22 protein-coding genes and 1 tRNA gene are annotated in these 21,771 nt (G+C 71.0%); 8 read left to right on the top strand and 15 right to left on the bottom strand.

Going from position 1 to position 21,771, the window contains the following annotated elements; genetic code table 11:
- The first annotated feature begins 79 nt into the window (after positions 1 to 79).
- Complete coding sequence (locus AB0I67_RS23195; RefSeq protein WP_357927091.1) at positions 80 to 592, top strand: hypothetical protein; 513 nt, start codon at positions 80 to 82, stop codon at positions 590 to 592.
- Positions 592 to 1,161, top strand: coding sequence for a hypothetical protein (locus tag AB0I67_RS23190; RefSeq protein WP_357927088.1), 570 nt, complete (start codon positions 592 to 594; stop codon positions 1,159 to 1,161). Before AB0I67_RS23195 ends, AB0I67_RS23190 begins: the two co-directional genes overlap by 1 nt.
- 43 nt (positions 1,162 to 1,204) lie before the next feature.
- Here the strand turns inward: AB0I67_RS23190 and AB0I67_RS23185 are convergent, their stop codons facing one another.
- The 3 genes from AB0I67_RS23185 to AB0I67_RS23175 all read right to left on the bottom strand — a co-directional run bounded on the left by AB0I67_RS23185 (position 1,205) and on the right by AB0I67_RS23175 (position 4,533).
- Positions 1,205 to 1,741 (bottom strand): hypothetical protein, encoded by a 537-nt coding sequence (locus AB0I67_RS23185; protein WP_357927085.1) that lies wholly within the window; start codon positions 1,739 to 1,741, stop codon positions 1,205 to 1,207.
- 565 nt (positions 1,742 to 2,306) lie between these two features.
- On the bottom strand, positions 2,307 to 2,882 hold the full coding sequence (locus AB0I67_RS23180; protein WP_357927083.1) for a hypothetical protein: 576 nt from the start codon (positions 2,880 to 2,882) through the stop codon (positions 2,307 to 2,309).
- Between the two features lie 61 nt (positions 2,883 to 2,943).
- Complete coding sequence (locus AB0I67_RS23175) at positions 2,944 to 4,533, bottom strand: protein kinase (protein WP_357927080.1); 1,590 nt, start codon at positions 4,531 to 4,533, stop codon at positions 2,944 to 2,946.
- 662 nt (positions 4,534 to 5,195) lie between these two features.
- On the opposite strand from AB0I67_RS23175, the gene AB0I67_RS23170 reads away from it, so the two are divergent.
- Entirely contained in the window at positions 5,196 to 6,155 is a 960-nt protein-coding gene (locus tag AB0I67_RS23170; RefSeq protein WP_357927077.1) for an NAD(P)H-binding protein, read from the top strand.
- A 668-nt stretch (positions 6,156 to 6,823) separates the two neighbouring features.
- Here AB0I67_RS23170 and AB0I67_RS23165 read toward each other — a convergent pair.
- The 6 genes from AB0I67_RS23165 to AB0I67_RS23140 form a co-directional block, all read right to left on the bottom strand.
- Positions 6,824 to 6,900 (bottom strand) — tRNA-Ile (locus AB0I67_RS23165).
- A gap of 107 nt (positions 6,901 to 7,007) precedes the next feature.
- Positions 7,008 to 10,139 (bottom strand): ATP-binding protein, encoded by a 3,132-nt coding sequence (locus AB0I67_RS23160; protein WP_357927074.1) that lies wholly within the window; start codon positions 10,137 to 10,139, stop codon positions 7,008 to 7,010.
- On the bottom strand, positions 10,139 to 10,807 hold the full coding sequence (locus AB0I67_RS23155) for a hypothetical protein (RefSeq protein WP_357927071.1): 669 nt from the start codon (positions 10,805 to 10,807) through the stop codon (positions 10,139 to 10,141). Before AB0I67_RS23155 ends, AB0I67_RS23160 begins: the two co-directional genes overlap by 1 nt.
- Before the next feature lie 4 nt (positions 10,808 to 10,811).
- Positions 10,812 to 11,810: a DUF559 domain-containing protein gene (locus AB0I67_RS23150; RefSeq protein WP_357927068.1), complete on the bottom strand. Its 999-nt coding sequence runs from the start codon at positions 11,808 to 11,810 to the stop codon at positions 10,812 to 10,814.
- Between the two features lie 131 nt (positions 11,811 to 11,941).
- Positions 11,942 to 13,387, bottom strand: a complete 1,446-nt coding sequence (locus tag AB0I67_RS23145; protein WP_357927065.1) for a S1 family peptidase — start codon at positions 13,385 to 13,387, stop codon at positions 11,942 to 11,944.
- A 60-nt stretch (positions 13,388 to 13,447) separates the two neighbouring features.
- Positions 13,448 to 14,380, bottom strand: coding sequence for a LysR family transcriptional regulator (locus AB0I67_RS23140; RefSeq protein ID WP_357927062.1), 933 nt, complete (start codon positions 14,378 to 14,380; stop codon positions 13,448 to 13,450).
- Between the two features lie 72 nt (positions 14,381 to 14,452).
- On the opposite strand from AB0I67_RS23140, the gene AB0I67_RS23135 reads away from it, so the two are divergent.
- The gene (locus AB0I67_RS23135) at positions 14,453 to 14,677 is read left to right on the top strand and encodes a DUF6158 family protein (RefSeq protein WP_357927060.1); all 225 of its coding nucleotides are present in this window, start codon (positions 14,453 to 14,455) and stop codon (positions 14,675 to 14,677) included.
- Positions 14,674 to 14,907, top strand: coding sequence for a hypothetical protein (locus AB0I67_RS23130; protein WP_357927057.1), 234 nt, complete (start codon positions 14,674 to 14,676; stop codon positions 14,905 to 14,907). The genes AB0I67_RS23135 and AB0I67_RS23130 overlap by 4 nt, the downstream gene beginning before the upstream one ends.
- Here the strand turns inward: AB0I67_RS23130 and AB0I67_RS23125 are convergent.
- The 6 genes from AB0I67_RS23125 to AB0I67_RS23100 all read right to left on the bottom strand — a co-directional run bounded on the left by AB0I67_RS23125 (position 14,904) and on the right by AB0I67_RS23100 (position 20,046).
- Positions 14,904 to 15,077, bottom strand: coding sequence for a hypothetical protein (locus tag AB0I67_RS23125; protein WP_357927054.1), 174 nt, complete (start codon positions 15,075 to 15,077; stop codon positions 14,904 to 14,906). The genes AB0I67_RS23130 and AB0I67_RS23125 overlap by 4 nt on opposite strands.
- Positions 15,077 to 16,705, bottom strand: a complete 1,629-nt coding sequence (locus tag AB0I67_RS23120) for a sodium:solute symporter family protein (protein ID WP_357927051.1) — start codon at positions 16,703 to 16,705, stop codon at positions 15,077 to 15,079. Before AB0I67_RS23120 ends, AB0I67_RS23125 begins: the two co-directional genes overlap by 1 nt.
- A 42-nt stretch (positions 16,706 to 16,747) precedes the next feature.
- Entirely contained in the window at positions 16,748 to 17,797 is a 1,050-nt protein-coding gene (locus AB0I67_RS23115) for a serine hydrolase domain-containing protein (RefSeq protein ID WP_357927049.1), read from the bottom strand.
- A gap of 143 nt (positions 17,798 to 17,940) precedes the next feature.
- Positions 17,941 to 19,227: a cytochrome P450 gene (locus AB0I67_RS23110; protein ID WP_357927047.1), complete on the bottom strand. Its 1,287-nt coding sequence runs from the start codon at positions 19,225 to 19,227 to the stop codon at positions 17,941 to 17,943.
- 1 nt (position 19,228) lies between these two features.
- Complete coding sequence (locus tag AB0I67_RS23105; RefSeq protein ID WP_357927044.1) at positions 19,229 to 19,429, bottom strand: ferredoxin; 201 nt, start codon at positions 19,427 to 19,429, stop codon at positions 19,229 to 19,231.
- Complete coding sequence (locus AB0I67_RS23100; protein WP_357927042.1) at positions 19,426 to 20,046, bottom strand: helix-turn-helix domain-containing protein; 621 nt, start codon at positions 20,044 to 20,046, stop codon at positions 19,426 to 19,428. Before AB0I67_RS23100 ends, AB0I67_RS23105 begins: the two co-directional genes overlap by 4 nt.
- A 277-nt stretch (positions 20,047 to 20,323) precedes the next feature.
- Here AB0I67_RS23100 and AB0I67_RS23095 point away from each other — a divergent pair, with 277 nt between their 5' ends.
- The 3 genes from AB0I67_RS23095 to AB0I67_RS23085 form a co-directional block, all read left to right on the top strand.
- Positions 20,324 to 20,827 carry a hypothetical protein gene (locus AB0I67_RS23095; RefSeq protein WP_357927039.1) on the top strand — a complete coding sequence of 168 codons (504 nt, stop codon included), beginning with the start codon at positions 20,324 to 20,326 and terminating at the stop codon, positions 20,825 to 20,827.
- Positions 20,828 to 21,018: 191 nt separating this feature from the next.
- A complete protein-coding gene (locus AB0I67_RS23090) occupies positions 21,019 to 21,447 on the top strand; it encodes a hypothetical protein (RefSeq protein WP_357927036.1) in 429 nt (142 codons plus the stop codon).
- An 85-nt stretch (positions 21,448 to 21,532) separates the two neighbouring features.
- On the top strand, positions 21,533 to 21,771 hold a 239-nt coding region (locus tag AB0I67_RS23085; RefSeq protein WP_357927033.1), incomplete at its 3' end, for a class II aldolase/adducin family protein.

Here is a 21,771-nt window from a genome sequence, read left to right as displayed (position 1 = left end):
ACTCGCCTGTGACAAGGGTCACTTCTGTCGGTGCCTGGCCCTATGCTGCGACCTGATCTTGGATTGCGGAGGAGGGGCCATGCGGTTGTCACCGGAAGAGAGCCAGTGGGCTCTGCTGACCGGGGCCGGAGTGCGCGGCGGTTTCCAGGCGGCCTGGATCGAGGGAGACGACCTCGATGCGATCACCGCCGGGCTGGGCATGGACCCCGAGGAGCGGATCGAGTGCGACCTGGCCACCGCCATGCGCTGGCGCCGGCCGGTCCACGCGCCCGTCGTCCACTGGGTAGGGTCGCATTCGCCGGGCTGGACGTTCGCGATGCTGGTGGCCGGCTTCGAGTTCGACGCCGCGCTGCCGGGCCGGCAGGTGTACCCGTTCACCTACCTGTACGAGATCGGCGAGTTCTACAGCGTGCCCGGCCTGGAGTGGGACGACGAGCGCTTCGCCGATCTCGCTCTTCCGGACGACATGGGCGACGAGGAGTGCCTGGACGACTGCCTGGTCGCGGTCGGGCGGATCACGGGGCGCTTCATCGACCGGGCCTGGCTCGCCGAGCCGCGCACCCTGGGCCGGCTGACCGGCGGAGGCTGGTGATGAGCGCTGAACTGCTCCGTGAGCGGGGCTTGGGCTGGTTCTTCGCCGCCACCTGGATCGAAGGGGACGACCCGGCGGAGATCGCCCGCCTCCTGCGCGCCGACCCGGAGGACGGCGTGCCGTGCGAGCTGGCCGAGGCGATGCGGCACTTCGACCCGTACGCGTTGACCGAGCTGATCTGGCTCGGCGCGCACGCTCCCGGCTGGAGCCACGCCGTCACCATCGCCGGCCCGCCGTTGCGCACCGCCCCGTTGCTGGCGGCCGGGCGCAAGTACGTCCACGTGGTGTGGGACGGTCCCGGCCCCGGCGTGCACGACCTCGTCCACTCCGACGGGGTCACCGAGTTCCGGCAGCCGCCCGCCCGCGTCCACGACCCTGGCTGGCGCCTGCACGAGTACGCCGAAGGGCTCCTGCCGCCCGGCCACCCAGGCGTCTTCGACGTGCTGGCGGGTGGCGGCGAGCGGCAGTGCCTGGACAACTGGCTCACCGTGGCCGCCCGGCTGACCGGCCGTGCCCTCACCGAGGAGGCCCTTTCCGCGCCCCGGCTGCTGTACCGCCTGCCGATCTGAGCCGAACCGGGACTGCTGCGCCGGTCCGTCCTCCCTTCCACGGTCAGCCGGCCGACGCCTCGAACCCTCCACGAGCCAGCACCACCGACCTCGTTCTCTCTCCCGAGACGGTCACCCGGGGCTCACCGGGACCGTGGAGGGCACTGGTCCGCAGCCCGAACACGCTCGGCTCGCGGATCTGCAGGCCGGACAGCCGCCACGGTTCGTCCGGAGCGGACGGCCGAGCCATCTGGACGACCGCCGAACCGGCCCGCTCGAACCCACGCTCCACGTAGCCGGCCCGGTACCGGGCCAGCCGCAGCCTCGCCTCAGCCGGAAGGTCGTGGTCCTGCTGGGCTGGCAGCCGTGAGTACGGCGGCGCCGCCGGTGTGAGCGCTCGGGCCTCCTCCGTGAGGTGGCTGTCACCGCCGATGTCGTGCAAGGCGTTGACCAATCGCGGCCGCAGAGCCGGACCGCCGCGGCTCAGCCACGTGTCGATCAGCCGCCGGAAGGCCACTTCACGCCGCGCCGCCAGCCGATGAGCGGCTGCCGCCACGACGTCCGCCCCCGCACCACTGAAGGCCCGGGCCAAGGCGTGCACCGGGATCTCGCCCGCGTGCTCCGGCGGACTATCCGGATCTCCACCATGACGCGACGAAGGAAGCTCAGGACGCTCCGGCGGAGCAGGCGCCCACACTGCTGGGCTGACCCTCGGCATCCGAGCTGCGGACAGGGCCCAGCCGGAGTCGTCGAGCCACCCGTGTAGCTCTGCGAGTGGGCGATCGGTCCCCGGCAGGTAGCGGCGAACCACGCCTACGACGAGCGCGCCTGTCAACCGGGAGCCGACCCATTCCAGGCCCGGGATCAGCCATCCATCGCAGGGCCGCCCGGGCTTGCCGCTCCCGGCCCCGGGCAGTGCGCGTCATCGCAGCGCGGAACAGCGGGAGCGTGTTGTTGTCCCAGACATCCGCGGTAGCCCGGACGGTCTCCCGGTCGAACGTCCTGGCGTCAGCGGAAGCCTCCGCGATCTGTACCAGAGACCCATCCAGCAGAGCGCCCAACGCGGCGAGAGCATTTCTCCTTCTGCCCATCATGCGGGAGGGCACCTGACGTCGGACAGCCGCCTGCTCAGAGCCGAGATGCGCGGCACGATCACCACGAGCAGCTCATCCGCCCGGTCCGGTCGGCTGGATGGAAGCACCGTCGCCGACCGTGGGCAGGTCGCCTCGTTCGACGGGGCTTCGACGCGGTCCCGGCGACCCCGTCGCGACCGCACGGCGGGCGCTGCCCACAGCCGTCTTCAAGGTGTCCCGATCGACGTCCGCGAGCTTCCCGGCCAGCACGAGGACCGCGTCACCGCGGACAGCGACGTACTCGTGCCGCCCAGCGGCCTGCCGGTACCACCCGGCCTCATCACGCGCGCATTGGACCGGCGAGCCGACGGGATCGGCGTCGGTGACCGGCTTGTCCGGACAGAGCGCGTCGCTGAAAGTGCCGCGATCAACGCGCAACTGGAGCTGCTCACCCTCGGGAGAGACGTAGAAGGCCCCGAAACCCTCTTCGTTGACCCCGCCGACGGACTGCTCGACGAGGTCGTAGCCCGGCACATCCACCACATAGATCAGATCAGGCGCGACACCGGCTGCCCGGGCCTGATCGATCAAGGCCTGGCTGAGCGCGCCTCCCGAACCGCACCCCGCGACGGCCAAGACCACGATCCCGAGCCCGACGCTCTTCAGCATGCCGTCACCCTAACGCGGCCCACGATCGCTGACGGCTGTGATCACCGTCATCCGAACGGCCCTACACGCCAACCCGGTGATCGCTTCGAGTCACAGCCCCAGCCCGTACGGCACGCACGAGCAAGCTCACTGCGAGGGCGACGTGCCACAGGGCGTACCCCAGTGCGCTGATGGCGTCCCACGTGGTGATGTCGCTCCAGCTCACACCGCGGTTTTCTATCGCGAACCACAGCACGTACGTCGCCGTGGAGACCAGCCCGATCAAGGTGCCCAGCACCGCGGGGACCCAGCCCGCTCGCCAGGCCAGCAACGCCGTGACCACGACCAGCAGCCCCTGGACCGCGGAAACGGCGATCACCGCCTGCTGGTCGAATCCCGTCACCATGGCGATCGACACCATCACGCTCACGAGAGCTGTCGGCACGAGGGTGACGGCGGCGGCGAGGCTGGTTCGCCGGAGGGAGACGGCGAGGGCGACCAACGCTGCCACCAGGGTGATGTCGCTGACGACCCACACCGCCAGCATGATCTCCCGCAGTTCCCTCCTGCCCCACACGAGGATGATGACCGTCAGGATCAGGATGAAGAAACCGGACAGGATGGTCAGGACCAGCGCGGTGGTCGCCTGCGGTACTCCCGTCTTCGGCTTGGCCGGGCGAGCGTGCGGGTGCACAGGCGGTGCCCCCCAACCGGGCGGCTGGGCAGGCATCGGCCGACCCCAGCCCGCCTGCCCACCGGAACCCCCGCCTGGCTGCTGCCCCCCGGACTGGCCGGAGGGACCCCAAGGGGCCCTGACCTCGGGCGCGGCCACGGCCGGACGAACGGTGTGCTGGTCGGAGTCGGGCAGCAGCAGGGTCGCGGGCGGTGGTCCTGACAGCAGGGTGGGCTGTTCGGCCAAGGCAGCCGGAAGCTCCTCCCCGGTGATCCGCCGCAGCAGGTCAGCGGCACTGGGCCGGGACGCCGGGTTCTTGGCGAGGCAGGCAGCGAGCATCGGCCGCAGTTCATCGGGCACAGCGGACAGATCCGGCTCGCGAGTCATGATCGCATGCATGACCGCCGGGAAAGTATCCCCGCGAAACGCCTGCTGCCCACTGGCCGCGTAGATCATCGTCGTGGCCCAACTGAACATGTCCAGCGCCGAAGTGGGCGGACTCCCCTCGAACTGCTCAGGTGCCATGAACGCGGGAGTCCCCATGATGCTGTGTGTGGCACTACGGTCCAACGCCCGGGCGATCCCGAAATCGATCACGACCGGCCCCTCGGGACCCAGGATCACATTGCTCGGCTTGAAGTCGCGATGCACGATCCCGGCCCGATGAATCGCCGCCAAGGCGGTCAACGTCGTCACGGCCAGCCGCTCCAACCCGCTCCCCGACCGCGGCCCCTCCTTCCGGACCAGCTCATCCAGCGAAGGCCCCGGAATGTGCTCACTGACGATGTACGGCCGCTCATTCGCGATCCCGACATCCAGCACCCGCGCCGTACAGAACGGAGCCACCCGTCGGGCCGATTCGGCCTCCTGCAGAAACCGCTGGCGCGCGTTGTCGTCCGCCAGCGCCTCCACGTGGAGGGCCTTGACCGCCACCTGCTGCCCCGTAGGCCCCTGCCCGAGATAGACAGTGCCCTGGCCACCCCGGCCCAGCACACCCATCAACCGATACTCGCCAAGTTGTCCGGGCTCTCCCGGTATGAGGGCTTGCACGAGATCCGACCCTACATGCGGCCTTCTGCCGGGCGGCGCATGATCATCGCAGTGGGTGAGAGCAATGGTCGGAGAAACTTGATCCAACTGAACCGCGCCGGCGCGCCTCGCGGGCAGTGGGTAGCCGGGTGGTGCGCTCGCCGATACTGCGCCGCATTCGTACGCAGAATCGCCCCACGTTCCGACGATGCTGCACTGGAACCGGGGCCGCCGCCCGGACCGGCATCACTGCTGCTCGTCAATCCGCCAGGATCTTCAAGGCAAGGTTGACGGGAGGAGAAAGCTTTTCTTGGAGTGGAGAGCGTGCTTCGCCTGGCGATGACAGACGCAACTTTCCTTCCCGCTTGAGCAAGATATCCCGCAGAACTACGCGATATACGGAACACCGCCGATATCTTGCGAGCGCCGCACGCCTATCTCAAGCGCTTCCAAAAGGCAGGGAACTGCTGGTCTGGCATCCTCCCCCCGGCCTGCCGTACTCCGCTTACGTGGTTTGTCGGCGCGGGGCACATGCATGGCCCAGGCGCTGAGCAGCAACATGGCGGCCTGGAACGATCCATATGCGAGTCCTCCGAAACCGGCCTACCATCCCGGAGTTCAGAGCTGCGGCCGTGAAACGAGGCGACGGACGCGGCGGCGATCCCACTGCACATCCCGAGAACCAGGGGAGCGATGTGACGATTCTAGTGACGGGCGCAACCGGCAACATCGGCCGTCGCGTGGTGGGTGGGCTGGTGGGCGCGGGTCAGCGGGTGCGCGCCATGACCCGCGACCCGGGAGCGGCCCGCCTGCCCGACGGCGTCGAGCTGGTGCGTGGAGACTTCACCCGGCCAGACACCTGGTCGGGTGCGCTGGACGGAGTCGATCGCGTCTACCTGTTCCCCTTCGCGTATTACGTGCCGGAATCCGCTGCGCTCGGCTTCGTCGAGGAAGCAGCCGCGGCGGGCGTACGCAGGTTCGTGGTGCACTCGGCCGCGGCAGCGGGGTTCGCCCCGTCCGACGGAACGAGCGCGCTGGACCGCCACCTGGAGGAGGAGCGGGAAGCTCATCGCGGGCTGGAGCTGATGGTGGAGGCCACGGGCCAGGAGTGGACACACGTGCGTCCGGGGCTGCTCGCCGCCAACGCACTGGGCTGGGCGGCGCGGATCCGCGCCGAGCGAACGGTACGGGAACCGTACGGCCGCTCCGGCTATCCCTTGGTACACGAGGCGGACGTCGCCGAAGTGGCCGTCGCCGCCCTGCTGACCGATGCCCATCTCGGCGCGGCCTACACGATCACCGGCCCGGCTCGGGTCACCTTGGTCGAGCAGGCCACGGCGATCGGCGCCGCCATCGGCGCGGAGATCCGATTCGAGGAACTGACCCCGGAGCAGGCCCGAGCGCAGTGGCTCGCGGACGGCTACCCGCTGGAGATGGCCGACTGGATGATCGAACTGCGCGCCGCGGCGGTCGACGGGCCTGGTGTGCTGCCGCCTACTCGCACGTACGAGGAGATCACCGGTCGCCCGCCGCGCACGTTCGCCCAGTGGGCGCGCGACCACGCGGTGGACTTCATGGAGGTGGCGGCATGACCACCCTGGTGACCAAGGCGACCGGCGTATCGGCGTCTCGAGGAACGGCTGAAGGTCCGTCAGGACCTACGCGCTGGGACGCGGCGCCCTGCGGTTCGCGGCCCGCCGGACAGGGCTGAGAGCGAGGATCGAGCGGCGTATGCCCATGCGCTCGCTGCTGTCGAGCGTGGCGTGCACCGCCGCTTCGGCTCCGTCGCCAAGCCCAAGGACAATCTGGCGCGGTGCTCGCCGGCGCCTCAGCATGTCCTCTATGGCTCGCCCACTTGCTGGGGGTGAGGAAGGAACCCTGAGCAACAACGGAAGCCAGCTCGGACGGGCCGATCGTAGGGCTGTATCCGCCCGGCGGCGTGGCGCCGGGGTCGGCGAGGTCGCTTGGTGCGGCGGGCCTGGCAGTCGACGGGCAAGCGACCAACCGCTGTACGGCGGGCCGCGGCGCCGCCTTGACGTTGCGTGACAGAGTCGCGCCCACAAGGACCCCGGGACGCCTCGAGGTCCTTGGTCGTTGTCGCGGAATCTGCAAACAACGCATCCGAATTGCCACTTCACCCGGGAAACGCCCCAAGATCCATTCCCCGGATATTCCGGGAAGGGTGGCATGCGGCTGCAGGCGGAGCTCAGCTCGCCGTGAGGTGAAACCCCTGCTCAGCAGCATGATCTGAGGTGAATAGTGGTAGGGCGGGTGGGACTTGAACCCACGACCCACGGATTATGAGTCCGATGCTCTAACCGGCTGAGCTACCGCCCCGCAATCATGGAGTCTCCCACAACTTGAGAGCAAACGAGACGGCGAAGTCGTGCCTCGTCTGGGCGCGACGACGGGGGGGTTGGGATCGGGTGTCCAGTCGTGAGGGGTCACGTCGTGCTTCGGGCTCGTAGCAGGACCTCCTCGGTCGAGAGTGGGGCGCGGGGGTGGTGGGACAGGCAGAGGGGGGTCTGGATCTTGACGAAGGGGTCGCCCTCGGCCGAGGCGTAGAACTGGCCGGTGCGGAGGCGCGCGATGTCCTCCACCGCGCTGCCCTTGGCGGCGGCGAGTTCGCGGGCGGCGGCGATCTGGGCCGGGGCGTTGAGCAGGCCGAAGAACTGGGTGGCGCAGTTGCCGGGGATGCGGTTGTGCAGACCGCGCGGAGCCTGGGTGGCGAAGACCAGGCCCAGGCCGTACTTACGGGCCTGCGAGGCCAGGGCGAGGGTGCTCTGGGTGCAGGGGGTCAGGGCGCCGGAGGGGGCGAAGGTCTGGGCCTCGTCCATGACGAACAGGCCGCCGAGGGGGCGGTCGCCGGCCGGGTGCTTCTTGATCCAGGCGAAGAGCGCCATCTGGAGCTGGTTGACGAAGCTCTGGCGCTGGTCGTCCGCCTGGAGGCCGACGAAGCTGATCACCGAGACGCGGGCTCGGCGGCCGGGGGCAGGGGTGAGCAGGACGCCCGGGTCGGCGGGTTCACCGGCACCGCCGAACAAGGGGTCGATCACCATCGCGGCCTTGAGGCTCTCGCCGAGGTCGGCGGCTATGCGGTGGGCGTTGTCCAGGCGGCTGACGCCGTCGGGGAGGTCGCCGAGCAGGGCGATCAGGCCCTTGAGGTCTGGGCGGGCGGTACGGCTGCGCTTGCCGTACCAGTCGAGGGCCTCGCGGAGGACGGCCTGGCCTCGGTGGGCCTTGACGGTGCGGGCGGTGAGGCGGGCGTGCGGGATCAGGGCGGCCAGGGCGGATTCGACGGCCTGGTCGTATTCGTCCGGGTCGTCGGCTACGGCGGTGAAGTCGGGGAGGGGGTGGAAGGCCAGGGGGCGGCCGCTGTCTCGGCGGGGGGTCCAGATCACCACCTCGGTATTGGCGAGGTAGGCCTCGGCTCGGGTGGGCTCGGGGTGGGGGTCCGGCCAGGGGTCGCCCAGCCGGGCCAGGTCGTTGTTGGGGTCGAGGACTATGGCGGAGACGCCCTTGAGGGCGCATTCCTCGATCAGGCGGCGGATCAGGACCGTTTTGCCTGAGCCGGAGCCGGCGAAGACGGCGACGTGTTTGCGGAGGGCTTCTAGGTCGAGGTGGAGGGGGGTTTCGTTGGTGGTGTCGTGGCCCAGAGGGATTTGGGGGTGGCCCGCCGTACCGGCTGGGGTCGTGGGGCCAGCCGACTGGCCGTTCTGGCTGGGGTGGCCGAGAAGGACGGTGGGGGCCGGGGTGGGGTGGCTTCCAAAGACAGTGGGGGTTGGGGCCGGGGGAGGGGTGAGGGTGGTGGTGAGGAGTTTGAGGCCCTGGGTGGGGCGGCGGGTGGCTAGCCAGGTGGGCAGGCCAGGCGGGTTGGCGGCGAGGAGGTCGCGAAGGGCGGCCAGGAGGTGGAGGTCGTCCGAGGCGAGGGGCAGGACCCGGCCGCCTGCCTCCTCGAAGGCCTCGACGGTGAGCCGGGTGATCGGACCGCTGGGCCAGGCGGAGTTGCGCAGGACGAACAGCCGCCGCTTGGGGGTGGCGGCGTCGAGGCCGGCGGCGACGGAGGCGGCACGCAGCCGGGCCAGGACGGCGTTGTGGTGCTTGGCGCCGATGGCACGGAAGGCCCAGTGGATCTCGTCGCCGGTGGCGTCGTCCAGGACCTCGCGCAGCCGGGCGTGCAGGGGCGGGCGGGAGCTGGGGGCGGCGTCGCGGGAGTAGCGGCGTCCGGCCTCGCCCTGCTCCATGATCCAGGCGGACAGTCCGGCGTCGAGCAGCGGCGGGATGACCTCGTCCTCGGAGTCGGCGTCGAGGCGGAGTCCCAGGTCGCCGCGGGCCAGCAACGCGGCGAAGCGGGCGTCGAGCTCGTCGTGGTCGCCGGGCGCGGGGGCGACGGGCGTGACCGGGACCCGGCCGGAGCCGTCGAGTCCGCGCACGACGCCTTCGGCCAGGCACGCCTGCACGTGCCGGTCGATCTCCAGCAGCAGCTCGCGCGGGGTGAAGTCGGTGACCCGGTCGAAGAAGGCCGGCAAGACCGGCCAGGTGGGGTACGGCGGAGCGAACCCGATCTCCGCGAAGCGGCCGGTGAAGCGGCGCTCGACCAGGTTCTGGGCCAGGTCGCGGTGGAGGGTGGTGTGCAGGAGCGGCACCTCGCGGAAGCGGTCCTGGACCGAGTCGGTGGCGACCTTCTTGATCATCGCCCAGGAGGCGGGCAGGCAGCTCAGCACGGTGAGGGTGCGGAAGGTGGACTCGCGCAACGTCATGAGCCCGCCCCCGACCCGCTCGACGACGAGCTTGTCGTTCCAGGAGATGGTCTCCTCGCCGGCGGTGTTCAGGCCGGACTGGGCGATCAGGGTGTCGACCTGGTCCACGGCGATGACGCTGTGCCCGGTGAGGGAGAGCACGAGCGACAGGTGCCGGACGATCTCCTGAGGGGAGGGGACCGCGGGCCCGAGGCCCCAGTGGGCGCGCTCGCCCGGGTGGCCCTCGGGGACGCAGGTGAGGTAGGCCTCGCCGATGTCCTGCAGCCCGAGGTCGGGCCCGGCCAGCAGCACCAGCGCCCGGAGGACGTCGCGGCACTCGCGCCCGGCCTTCGGGTGGCGTCGCCGTACCTCCTCCACGAACAGGTCCAGGGTCTCGCGGGACAGGGGCGAGCGGCCGGCGGCCTCGCGGCGCTTCATCCGCGGCAGGTTCACCTCGTGGGCCAGCCGGGACAGCAGGACGCGGAGCTGGGTCTGCCCCTCGGGCCCGGGCCGGGCCAGGCCGTCGAGCATGGAGACGACCGCGCTCTCCCAGAAGCCCTTGGCGTCCAGGAGGCTGAACAGGAAGAAGTAGCCGCCGTCGCGCATGACCTGCTCGCGCAGCCAGCCGAGCAGGTGGGTCTTGCCGGTGCCCCGGATGCCGCGTACGGCCAGGCCGACCGGGTTGCCGTCGGTGCGGGTCTCGGTGAGGGCGGCGCGCAGGACGCGTTCGATGTTCGGGTAGAGGTCGTCGACGTGGAAGGGGGAGGGCCGCCAGACGTCGTCGGCCACCTCGACCGGATGGAGCCGGAGCGCGGCGAGCGCGTCGAGGTCGTGCATCAGACGCCGATCGCCAGCAGGTGCTTGGCCTGGTTGCCGAGGGTGAGCGCGGCGGCCTCGTCGGCGGGGGTGAGGGACTTCTGGTTGCCTTCGGGGATGAGCGCGCCGTCGGAGCGGTTGATGGCGGTCAGGGCGGTGTCGACGGCCTCGCGGGGCAGGTCGCTGAGCAGCGGGCGGAGGTCGGCCAGGCGGACCCAGTCGCCGGGGGCGGGAGCGAGGGCGGCGTAGGCCTGGCGGACGCGATCCTCGGGAGTCGAGCCTTCTGAAGCCGCGGCCGGGGCCTCCGGCAGCGGGGGCTCCGCAACGCCGGGCGCGGGGGCCGGGGTGAGGAGGTCGGGGGCGAAGATCTCGGCCAGGCTGCGGTCGCCGCGGCGCAGGGAGGTGGTGAGCCAGGCGAGCATGACCCGCGCGATCACCGCCCCGCCGGTCCGCAGCGGGATGCCCGCCCGCAGTTCCTCGCCGGCGCGGGCCCAGCCGGAGTCGGTCAGGACGTGGCGGAAGACCCGCCCGTCCTTCTCGCTCTCGACGAGCTTGGCCTCGTTGAGCGTGGTCCGGACCTTGCCGTCGATGGCGGCGCCGTACCGCTCCTTGAGCAGGGTGTTGTCGGCCTCGCCGGTCTCGGCCATGAGCATCAGCAGGGCGCCGAGCTGGGGGAGGGTGAGCGTCATGGGGTCAGCCTCTTCTGCGGGTGTGGAGGAGTGTCGCGATCTGGGCGAGAACGGTGGCCACGTCGGTGAGCACGTCGTGGTTGGTGAAGCGGAGGACGGCGAAGCCGTCGAGCTGGAGCAGGACGTCGCGGCGGCGGTCGCGGGCGAACTTGGCGGCGCCCCGGTGGTCGGGGCCGTCGATCTCGACGATGCACCGCTCGGCGGGCCACAGCAGGTCGGGGTGGATCGGCTCGCGCAGCGGGGCTGGGTGGTAGCGGCGGTTCCACTCGCGGCCCTCGGCCCAGGGGCGGGTGGCCAGGGCCGCTTCGAGGGCGCGCTCGGCGGCGCTGCCCGGGTGCGGCCGACCGGCGACCGCGGGGTAGGTGAGCGCGGGGAACAGGCCGGGGACTCCCGAGTCCGGAGGCCCGGTTCCGGTCGAGGGTTCCAACGTTCCAACGGGTGCGCGCTCGACCGCCTCCCGCAGCTCAGCGCCGGCGAGCCAGACCCCGAACCGCCCCCGCTGCGCCAGCCACGAGGCGCCCGACACCAGCCGGTGCTCATCGGACGGGCTGAGCCCCGGCGGCACCCGCACCAGCAGGGCGGCGGCCTTGCGCCCGTAGCTGGCGGCGAGCACCTTGGCCAGCCCGGCGGCCCGCGTCTCGACCGGGAAGCGGCGGCCGGGCCCGCCGGTGAGGGCACGTTCGGCCAGGTCGCCGAGCCAGGGCCCGAAGTGGCTGGTCCGCCGGGACAGCTCCAGGGCGAGCGAGCGCGCCGCGGCCGGCCCAGCCCCGCCCGAGCCGCGTAACCCCTCGGCGCCCGGTAACCACGCCGGGAACAGCGCCAGGCAGGCCCGCTCGATCTCGGCCAGCGCGGTGTCGATGAGGTCGGGACCGGGCGGGGCCAGGACGGCGATGGCGGGGGAGCGGTCGGGCAGCGGGTTCACCGCGAGCGCGAGGGCGTCGGCGTCCCCGCCGGTCAGCCGCACGGCGCGGCCGACGGGCAGTTCCGCCCACGACAGTGTCACGTCGTCGTTCCCCTGCCCTCACCGGTGGTCAGCGTCAGCGTGGTTATACACCAACGATCACCACCTTCGCCCCGGAATCACCCGCAAAACGGGCCCCGCCGATCGCGGCGGGGCCCGGAGGATCTAGCGGGTCAGGGGCGCGTGATGCCCAGGGTGTAGGAGCCGGAGCCGCTGTAGGAGTGCACGCGGTACCGGTAGTAGCCGGAGGTGCCGTTGTAGCTGATCGTCTCGTCGGGGTTGGCGCTGTCGCCGCGCGCGACGACCGCCCAGGACGAGCCGTTCCACTTCTGCAGGTAGAGGTCGAAGTCGGCGCCGTCGGGCCCGTCGAGGCAGCCGGCGTGGGTGCCGGAGGCCGCGGCGTGGTAGTAGGAGCCGTTGGGCTGGTAGACGCTCTGCCCGGAGGTGAGCGAGCCGGTGTAGCGGTCGGGGGAGTTCTGGCAGCCGGTGGGCGGCGGGCCTCCGCCGTACAGGACCAGGCTGTAGCCCCGGTTGAGCAGTTCGCCGAGCGGCTGGAAGTAGGTGGTGCCGCCGGAGCTGCAGTTGCCCGAGCCGCCGGAGGTCATGCCCTGCGCCTGGTCGCCGCTGATGAACGCGCCGCCGGAGTCGCCGCCTTCGGCGCAGACCGTGGTGCGGGTCAGGCCGGAGACGGTGCCCTCGGGGTAGTTGACGGTCTGGTTGAGCGAGGTGACCGTGCCGCAGTGCCACTGCGTGGTGGAGCCGGAGCGGCAGACCGCGCCCTGCGGCTGGGTGACGGCCGAGCCGCGCACCGGCAGGATGCCGGCGCTGTAGCCGTTGACCACGCCGGGCGCGGTCCAGCTCGAGTTGGTCTCGACCCAGGCGTAGTCGTCGCCGGGGAAGGACGAGACGCGGAAGGTGCCCTGGGCCTGCTGGTTGACGCCGTTGGTGGCCTGGCCGACGTCGCCGCAGTGGCCGGCGGTGGCGAAGCCGAGGGCGTTGTCGCTGGTACGGCGGGCCGCGAAGCCGACCGAGCAGCGGTAGCCCGCCGCGGGGATGTAGTAGGCGTCGCCGCCGCGGATGTCGGCGTACGGCTTGGGCTGCTCCGCCGAGGCGACGATCTTGATGCCGTCGCGCCCGCCGGCCCAGGCCTGCGCGGCGGCGGGGTCGGAGGCGTGCAGGACGACCGCGTTGTCCTGCGGGGAGACGCCCCAGCCGTGGATGGTCGAGGCGGGGCGGGGCGCCTGGTCGAGGGCGGCCTTGAGGGCGTCGAGCTGGGCGAGGGAGCGGGTGACGACCCGCGCCTCCGCGCCGGCCCGGCGGATCGTCCTGGTGTGGGCGGCGTTGACGGTGGCCACGACGAGGGTGCTCTCGGCGCCCTCGTACCAGGCCCCGGCGTAGTCGGCGCCGAGCCGCTTGCCGAGCGAGGGCGCCAGGGCGTTGCCGCGGGCCTCGTTGGCCAGGCGCTTGATCGCCTGGGCCTCGGTGATGCCGAGGTCGCGTTCGATCGCGTCCACCATTCCGGGCGGGGGATCGGCCGCGGACGGGGCCGCGTGGGCGGGGACCGCGCTCAGGGGGATGGCGAGCGCGCCGAGCGAGAGCAGCGCGATGATGCGTCGCATGGTCTCTCCTTGCTGGCTGGGGGTGCCGTCAACGTAACGGCGGGTCCAGCAGTCGAGGAGCTACCATTTCGCCCCTATCGCGGGGTTATGGGCCAGCCACGCGTCGTAGACGGGGCTCTGCCGTACCGCTTCGGCGTGCGCCTGCCTGGCCTGGGCCAGCACCCAGGAGGCCCCGGGGGTGGCCGGGTGCCAGCCGAGCACGTGCCGCCAGCGCAGCGGCGCCCCACGCAGCGGGATCATCACCAGTCCGGGGGCCGGCTGGTGGGTGGCCTGGCACAGGATCGCGGCGCGGCCGATGCGGGCCAGGTGCACGCAGGTGGCCACGTCGGTCTCGTAGATCGTGCCCGGCGTGAAGCCCGCGCGGGTGCACGCGGTGGCGAAGCAGTCGCCGAAGCAGCCGTCGCCCGGGTTGACCGCCCAGCTCTCCTCGGCCAGTTCGGCCAGGTCGAGCTCCTTCTCCCCGGATAATCGGTGGCCCAGGCCGAGCAGCACGAACACCGGGTCGACGCCGATCGTGGTCCAGCTGATCGAGTCGCCCGGCGGGCCGCTGTCGCCGCACACGCCGACCAGGGCGTAGTCCAGGCGTCCGAGTTCGGTCATGGTGGCCAGCTCGCGCGCCGACCACGAGGTGCAGGTGCGGACGGGGCCGTGCGCGGTCAGCCGTTCGACCAGGCCGCCGAGGATCGCCCCGCTGGTGGCGCCGATGCGGAAGCGCGTGGTCGGGCCGTTGGCGAAGCGCACCGCCTCCTCCTGCAGTTCCTTCGCCGCGGGCAGGAGTACTCGGGCGCGGTCGAGGACCAGCTCGCCGAGGGGGGTGGGGCGCGCGCCGGTGCGGTCGCGCTCGAACAGGGGGCCGCCGAGGAGGCGTTCGATGCGCTTGAGCTGCGCGGTCAACGCCGGCTGTGCCAGCCCCAGCCGGGTCGCCGCCTTACTGACACTTCCCGCGTCCGCGACCGCCCGGACGATCCTGAGGTGCCGGAGCTCGAGGTCCATATGCGGAGTGTGACACATTTGTCAGGAAATATGACGAGCAAGTGTCGGGGATTCCTGGGTAGAGGCTGATTCATGACAGAGATGGGAATCGACCCGCGCGACCTGACCGAGGAAGACCTGCGCCGGGAACTGCGTCACCTGCACACCACGCGCACCGACGCGTTCCTGCACGGCTCCGACGAGGCGCTGGCGCGGCACACCTCGCGCACGGCCGAGCTGGAGAGCGAATACCTGCGCCGCCACCCCGAACGCGAGGTCGATCCGGAGCGGCTGCGCGAAGGGGCGAGGAAGCGATGAAGGACCACGACGTCCAGGCGATGTCCGACGCTGATCTGCACGTCTACGAGGCCGTGGCCGCCCGGGCGACCGCCGGCGAGTCCACCGACCCGGCCACCGTCACCCGGCTGACCGGCTTCACCGACCCGGGAGTACGGCGAAGCCTGGCCAAGCTGGTGGCGCTCGGCGCGCTCGTGCCCAGCGGCGACGGCTACCGGCTGGGCGAGCACACCTTCGAGGTCGACTACTAGGGCTCGTCCCCGGTACGGCGGAGCCGTACCCACAGCAGGAAGGCCGCGCCGAACACGCCCATGGCCAGCCCCGTCCACAGGTTGACCGCCTCGCCGCCGACCGCGCCGGTCACGACGAGGATGACGCCGTAGAGCAGGAACAGCCCGCCGATGACCTGTCTGATGTCCATCAAATGATCACTCCGTACATCGCGGCCGCCAGGATGAGGGCGCCGATCCCGAGGATCAGCGGGGAGCGGTACCAGCGCTCGTCGCCGGAGAGCGTGTCGTCCTCCAGGTCCACGGTCAGCCCGTAGACCAGGCCGCGCAGCTCTTCGGCGGGCTTGGGCGTGGTGACCAGCGTGACCACGGCCGACACCAGCAGGTCGACCACGAACGCGGTGCCCGCGCCCCAGAAGCTGGCGTTCAGCTCGGTGCCGAAGTCCAGGACGCCGGTCTTGTAGAGGATGTAGGAGGCGAAGGCGGCCAGCGTGCCGGCCAGCAGCCCCCAGAATCCCGCCCACGGCGTCATGCGCTTCCAGAACAGGCCCAGCAGGAAGGTGGCGAACAGCGGGGCGTTGAAGAAGGAGAACAACGCCTGCAGGTACTCCATGATGTTGGAGTAGCCCGCCGCGATGAAGGCGGTCCCGACGCCGAGCAGCACCCCCGCGACCGTCGCGATCCGGCCCACCCGCACGTAGTAGGCGTCGTCGCGGTCCTTGGCGATGTGCGCGCCCCACAGGTCGTTGGTGAAGACCGTGTTGAACCCCGAGATGTTGGCCGCCATGCCCGCCATGAACGAGGCCAGCAGGCCGGTGACCGCCACGCCGAGCACGCCGTTGGGCAGCAGGTCGGCCATGAGCAGCGGGATGGCGTCGTTGTAGTCGTGCTTGCCGCCCAGGTCGCTGAAGAGCACCAGGGCGATCAGGCCGGGGATGACGGTGATCAGCGGGATGAAGATCTTCGGGTAGGCCGCCACGATCGGGGTCAGCCGGGCGGCGTTGGTGTTGCGCGCCGACAGCGCCCGCTGCACCTCGGCGAAGTTGGTCGTCCAGTAGCCGAAGCTCAGCACGAACCCCAGGCCGAAGACGATGCCGATCCAGTGCGCGGCCATCGGGTTGTCGCTGGCCGTGTGCGACCAGGTGTGCAGGCCGCCCTCGCCGAGCGCGCTCTGCCGTACCCGGTCGGCCAGGCCGCCGAGGCCGCCCACCTTGATCAGCCCGAGCACGGTCAGCGGGATCAGCCCGGCGAGGATCACGAAGAACTGCAGCACCTCGTTGTAGATCGCGCCGGACAGCCCGCCCAGGGTGATGTAGGCCAGCACGATCAGCGCCGAGACCACCACCGAGACCGGCAGCGGCCAGCCCAGCAGCGCCTCCATCACCAGGGCCAGCGCGTACAGGTTGACCCCGGCGATCAGGATCTGCGCGGTGGCGAAGGTGAGCGCGTTGAGCAACTGCGTGGAGGGGTTGAAGCGCCGCCGCAGGAACTCCGGCACGCTGCGCACCCGCGAGCGGTAGTAGAAGGGCATCATCACGACGCCGAGGAAGACCATGGCGGGGATGGCGCCCACCCAGTAGTAGTGGACGGTCATGGCGCCGTACTGCGCGCCGTTCGCGGCCATGCCGAGGATCTCGATCGCGCCGAGGTTGGCCGAGACGAACGCCAGGCCGGTCACCCAGGCCGGCAGGCCGCGTCCGGCCAGGAAGAAGTCGTCCCTCGTGGTGATCGCCTTGCGTGCCGCGAACCCGATGCCCAGGACGGTCGCGAAGTAGATCGCGATGAGCGCGTAGTCCAGGAGGTTGACGTCGAGCCGCATCCGCCGTCGCTACCCCGGAAAATGCTGAGAAATCCCGTGAAATCAGGGCTTCACGCTGGGGCAGAGCCGCCGCCACAGCACCTCGTTGGTCGCGGCCAGCTCGCGCCCGGTGCGCGGGGTGTAGGAGATCGACGCCTGCCGGCTGCCGTCGGCCAGGTGGAAGGACATGGTCTGGTAGCCGAACGCGGTGCCGGTGTGGCCCACGACCAGGCCGCAGGGCGTCTGCTTGAGCCCGAGTCCCATGCCGTACTCCTGGCCGGTGGTCATCAGCCGGAGCAGCGCGGGCGGGAGCAGCCGGCCGGTCAGCAGGGCGCGGTAGAAGCGGTTGAGGTCGGCGGTGGTGGAGTTCAGGTTGCCCGACGCCGCGGCCACGGTCAGGTTGAACCTGCTCACGTCAACCGAACCGTCGAGGTAGCCGTGCAGGTGGGGGCCTCTGATGGTGGTGCGGGCGCCCGGCACCTCGGTGTCCTTCAGCCCGAGCGGGACCACGATGCGCCGCCGGATCTCCTCGCCGAAGTCGCGGCCGGTCACCCGCTCGATCATCATGCCGAGCAGGACGTAGTTCGTGTTCGAGTAGGCCTGGGCCGCCCCCGGCTCGAAGGGCCGCTCGTGGCGGCGGGACAGGGCGACCAGCTCGCGCGGGTCCCAGGTGCGGAAGCGGGAGGCGAGCGTGCCGCCCGGGATCTCGCCGTCCGGCAGGTACTCGGGCACGCCGCTGCTGTGGGTCAGCAGATGCCGTACGGTCACCCGCGACGCCAGCTCGACGCGGTCCTCGCCCAGCTCCAGGACGGTGGCGACCGTGTCGTCGAGGGCGAGCCGGCCCTCGCCGACCAGCTGCAGGATCACGGTGGCGACGAACGACTTGACGATGCTGCCGGCGCGGAAGTGCTCGCGGCCGGTCGGGGTGGCGGGCGAGCCGAGCTTGGTCCGGCCGGTGGCCGCTCGCTGGATCCGGTCGCCTTGCCGTACCTCGGCGATCACGGCGAGGGCGCCGGCGCGGCGGATGTGGTCCAGGTCGGCGGCGAGGGTGGGGGTGGGGGAGACGGTGGTGGTGGTCAGGGTGGCGCACAGGGCGAGGGCGGGGCGGATCATGGGATCGACGCTACGGGCGGGATCCGGCGGCGGGGTCGTGCCGGGGAACGGTCCCGGTCCGGCCGGTCGAAGGGGCGGGCTCCTCCTCGCGGAGGAGCCCGCCCCTCAACGAACAGCGGGGGTGACCCTGAGGCGCCCGACCCTCAGCGAGCGGCGGGGGTGACGCGGAGGGGCAGGGTGCGGGGGCCGCGGACCTGGCCGGTGGCCCAGGTGACGGCCTCCGGATCGGCCAGCGAGAACTCAGGGAACCGCTCCAGCCACACCTCCAGCGCCACCCGCAGCTCCATCCGCGCCAGGTGCGAGCCGACGCAGCGGTGGATGCCGAGGCCGAAGGCGACGTGCCGGTTGACCTCCCGGTCGATGACCACCTCACCGGCCCGGTCGAAGTGCGCCGGGTCGCGGTTGGCCGCGGGGAAGGAGAGCAGGATCCAGTCCTCGGCGCGCATCTCCACGCCGTTGAAGCTGGTGTCCTCCTTGACCAGCCGGGCCATGGTGACCGGCGCGTAGGCGCGCAGGAACTCCTCCATCGCGGTCGGCAGCAGCTCCGGCTCGGCGACCAGCCGCCGCCGGTCGGCGGGCGTCTTGGCCAGGTGCCACAGCGAGGCTCCGATGGCGCTCCACGTGGTGTCGATGCCGGCGATGAGCAGCAGCGCGATGGTGCCCGCCACGTGCCCGGAGGTGAGCTTCTGGCCGTAGAGCTCGGCGTTGATCAGGTAGGTCGTCAGGTCGTCGCGCGGCCGTTCCAGGTGGTCGTGGATCTGGTCGAGCAGGTAGTCGAACAACGCGTCCATGTTGGCCATGCGCTGTTCCGGCGGCAGGTTGACGCCCTCCAGCGCACCCTCGATGAAGCCGCGGAACTTGCGCCCGTCCTCGGGCGGGAAGCCGAGCATGTCGGCGATGACCCGCATCGGGATGTGCTGGGCGTAGTCGTGCGCGGCCTCGACCACGTCCTGCCCGGCCAGCGCGTCGATCAGCTCGTGGCAGAGCGCCCGGGTGGCGGCCTCGCGCCGGCTGACCGCGGTCTTGGTGAAGGCGGGCAGCAGCAGCTTGCGCGCGTCGTGGTGGAAGGGCGGGTCGGAGGAGATCGGCGGCACCCCGCCGACCGGGGCGGTCTCCTTGGGCGGCCGGAAGTTGGCCATGACGACCGCGCGGGAGGAGAAGCGCTCGGTGTCGTAGGCGATGGCCGCGACGTCCTCGTAGCGGGTGGGCAGCCAGCCGCCGCCGAACCGTTCCGTGTGCGCGATCGGGCAGCGTTCGCGCAGCTCGTCCTGGATCGGGTAGGGGTCGGCGGCCCACTCCGGCTCGGTGTGCGAGAAGTCGGTGGCCCAGTCGGTGACCGGCCCGACGACGATCTCGTTGCGGACACCGAGCGGGGTCTCCGGATCGATCCCCTCGCGCGGGCTGCGGACGAACCGCTCGTCGGTCGTCACCTCACACCTCCCGCAGCAGGTCGATGGCGCGTTCCGGGCAGTTCTGGGAGGCCAGCCTGGCCTCGCGTTCGTGCTCGGCGGAGACCGCGCCGTCGCCGGCGACCTGCCCGTATCCCTCCTCGTCCTCGGTGAACAGGCCGGGGACCAGGTCGTAGCAACGACCGTGTCCCTGGCAGCGGTCAGGGCTGATCTGCACTCTCACGGCTGGGCTCCGCTCTGTGGGATGTCGGCGCGGGGTGGCGCGAGGGCGGCGACGACCCGGCCGAGCAACGCCGACCAGGCCTCCTCGTCCACCTGGTGGAGGTCGGAGGGAAGCAGCGCACTGCCCATCGTCAGCACGAGGCAGAAGTGCGCCAGAGCCGCGGGGGACAGGCCCCCGTCGATCTCGTCGCTGTGCTGGGCCAGCTCCACCAGGCCGGACAGGAACCCGGCCCGCTCGCCCACGTAGTCGCGCATCGGCCCGGCGACCTCCTCGTCCCGCCGGGCCGCCACCAGCGCCTCGACGATGAGGTAGCCCAGCGGCTCGCGCCGCCGCGGCAGCCCGCGCCCGACCTCCAGCAGCAGGTCGGTGATCGGCCGGTCGGGCTCGGCGGCCAGCAGGCAGGCCAGCATCCGCGGCCCGTGCGCCCGCAGCGCCGCCACCAGCAGGTCGGCCTTGGAGCCGAAGTGGGCGTAGAGCGCGCCGTTGCTGACCCCCGCCGCGGCCGCGATGTCCGCCACCCGCGTGCCGTCGTAGCCCCGCGTCGCGAAGGCATCGGCGGCGGCGTGCAGCAGCCGTTCGCGGGTCTCCGCGGCGGTCACTCCGGCTATGCGGCCCATGTCCGAATTAAAAAGTCGTTCATTTGATTTCGTCAAGAGCCTCGCTTCAAGCCAGAGGAAGTGACTGACGGCATGGCCCCGGCGGCCGGCGTTGGTCACCCCACCACCCGCACTCAGCCGAGACGTCGGCCTGCGGCTGCTCACGTGAGCGCAGCCGTGGCAGGAATCGACAACCGAGCCAGAAGCTCGTACGAAGGCGAGTACGGCCGCACCAAGACAGCGCTTGAGCTCGGGATCGATCGGAAAATCTCAGTACATGATCATACTCTTGCCGACCATGACCACTACTCGCACCGTCTCGTTCGACCTCTCGGTCCACTACGGGCAGGCGTACCTCGTCGACGACACTGACGACAATCCGGGCTACGCCACCTTTGCCGATGACCATCCCGATCACCCCGTCGGCATCATCCGCGTGGAGGACGGCGCCGCCCTCCTGCTCACGGGCACGCACACGGGCACCCTTGGCTTCTCGGCGACCGTGGCCGACCACGACCCGGGAGCGGACACCGACGGGTATGAGGACATTGTGGAGATCAGCTTCCGGTCCGAGGCCGGACGGGTCTCGCTGTGCGAGTGGGGAGGGGAAAGTGTTCACGAGCTGCCCGAGCTGCCCTCGGGACCAGGGTGGTATCGGCTGCGCTACCACGCCGTGAACATGGACGAGGAGTCGGAAGCGGAAGATCGCTATCTGCTGCAGATCTGGCCAAAGCCTGAATCCATCCCGCAGGTGGTCAAAAGCACGAGCGCGCAACTCGCCTACTGGCGCCGGGCGGGCTGACGCCCCGACTTCAGGAGATTTCCGAGGCCTTCTACGCTGCCGATCAGAGACCCTCGAGCAGGGGAACACGTTCGCGACGGTCCGCCGCCGCGCTCACCCACCACACCTTCGCCGCCCGATCCTCGGCGCTGCCGTACCCGGGGCGTACTGATCGCCTTGACCGCGCCTCGTGATCTCGGCACCATGCCGGCATGAGTGTCGGCCTGATCATCGCGATGCCTCTGCGCCAGTGGGGACTCATCGACGGAAGCATGGACAATGACTCCAGCGTCGAGACGGTGAACGGCAACCTCCAGCGGGCCGACCTCGCCCGCAGCATCCGCAGGGCCGGTTGGGACCAGATTGCCCACTGGGCGCCCGGCGTTCCAGGCTCCGGCTCGTGGCCACCACCGGACGAGATCGTGAAGCCCAAACTCACCATCGCCCAATGGCTGCTCACGATCGACGTCCTCGAACGCTGGTCCGCAACCGCCGAGCGCATCGGGCGTCACGAAGCCGCCGCGCAAGAACGCGAAGTCCGAGAACTGATCCTCTCCCGGCTGCAAGCGCACGGCATCCGACTCCCTGAAGCCTCCACCGGTAACCCTGGGCCAGAACAACGACCGAGTTCGGAGTCATAGCCCCCCTCTCGGGGATACGATCTCCACACCAGAAGAAGATTCGGGTACCGTGACCGGCAACCGCCCACTCCGCGCCGGAGGCCTCGTGAACCTCGACCCCGTCCCCGCCGACCAGCTCACCTTCCGCCTGCCGCAGACCTTCGACACCGTCGAGGAGACGCGCCGTCATCGCCAGGAGCGGCTGGTGGCCGCGTTGCGGCTGTTCGGCAGGTTCGGCTTCGAGGAGGGAGTGGCCGGGCACATCACCGCCCGCGACCCCGAGCACCTCGACCACTTCTGGGTGAACCCGTTCGGCATGAGCTTCAAGCACATCAAGGTCAGCGA

Origin of the sequence: Nonomuraea sp. NPDC050310, assembly GCF_040655795.1 — a bacterium.
In the GTDB taxonomy this organism is placed as follows: Bacteria; Actinomycetota; Actinomycetes; order Streptosporangiales; family Streptosporangiaceae; genus Nonomuraea.
This window is presented reverse-complemented; position numbering and strand designations above follow the sequence as displayed.